Source organism: Arthrobacter sp. P1_A5, from assembly GCF_056406825.1.
Map to the genome: position 1 here is coordinate 1 of NZ_JBFTZL010000355.1, position 1,244 is coordinate 1,244.

The 1,244-nt window shown below is 73.0% G+C and carries 1 protein-coding gene; it reads right to left on the reverse strand.

Annotation, left to right across the window (positions count from 1 at the left end; all coding sequences use genetic code 11):
• Positions 1-1,244, reverse strand: a 1,244-nt coding sequence (locus tag AC1D1S_RS21245) for an Lhr family ATP-dependent helicase (RefSeq protein ID WP_476995458.1), incomplete at both ends; no start/stop codon positions are given.

Sequence of the window (1,244 nt, forward strand, 5' to 3'; positions counted from 1 at the left end):
GGCCCGCGGGGCGCGCCCCACCTGCCGGTGCGCGGTGTGCCCGCCGGCGATCAGGGCCCTGACGGGGGCGAACGTGTCGCCGGTAATCCGGCCCGCCCAGGCGAGATCCCAGAGTGCTGCCACCACGTCCTGGTCGCTGAGCACCGAATCCATGCCGCCGGCAACCTCGGTCAGCTGCCGGAAGAAGTAGCCGCCGTTGTTCTGCAGGTGTTCGAGGAGCCGTCGCTGCGCGTCGCCGGGTTCGAAGTCGATGGACGGGTTCAGCGTCAGTTCAGCCGAATCGGCGAGGTGCAGGCTCACCCAGCCGTCGTTGCCCGGCAGCGAGCCGGCACCGGACCAGAGGACCTCGCCGGCGGCCATGAGCTCGTCCAGCATGGCCGGCTGGTAGTTGGAGACGCGGCTGGCCAGGACAAGCGGCTCCCATGCCGAGGCCGGAATGGGCACGCCGGAGAGCTGGTCGATGGCCGTGATGATGCCGTCCAGGCCGCGGAGCGCCGACTGCCCGCGGCCGCCCGTGGTCCGCACGTTCTGCCAGGCGGGCAGGAACCGGCCGTAGGCGGCGGCGTCCACCGGCTCGACTTCGGCGCGGAGCGCGGCGAGGGAACGGCGGCGCAGCCTGCGGAGGACCTCGGCGTCGCACCATTCACTCACATTGGCCGGAGGCAAAAGGGGAGGCACAACAGTGGGCTGGAACGCCTCCTCGCCGGATCCATCCACGCCGGAACCCTCAACCCCGGATTCTTCACCGCCGGCTGCCGTGCTGGCCGACGTGACCGCCGGCGGCGCAGCGTGCGGGCGGAACTCTCCTTCCACCACGCGCCCGTCCGCGGCCAGCCGCTTCAGCGCCGTGCCGACGACGGCGACGCCCAGTCCCAGCCGCGCCGCGGCCTCGGCGGYGGTGAAGGGCCCGTGCGTGCGGGCGTAGCGCGAGACGAGGTCGCCGAGGGGGTCAGCGACCGGCTCGATGAAGGCCAGCGGCACACCCATGGGCAGCGGCACGCCGAGGGCATCCCGAAGCCGGGCGGCATCCTCGACCGCCGCAAAGCGCTCGACTCCGCCGATGTTGACCTTGATGGCACGGTTGGCACGCTGCAGGCCCGTGAGGTGGGCGGCGGCGTCGGCCTCCGTCGCCGGGCTTTCGGCTGGCAGCACCTCCGGGGTTTCGGCTAGCCCAGCCGGCAGGCCTTCGACAGGCTCAGCCGCCGGTGCGGTCCCGGCAGCCTCGCTTCCCTGGGCTGGGGCCG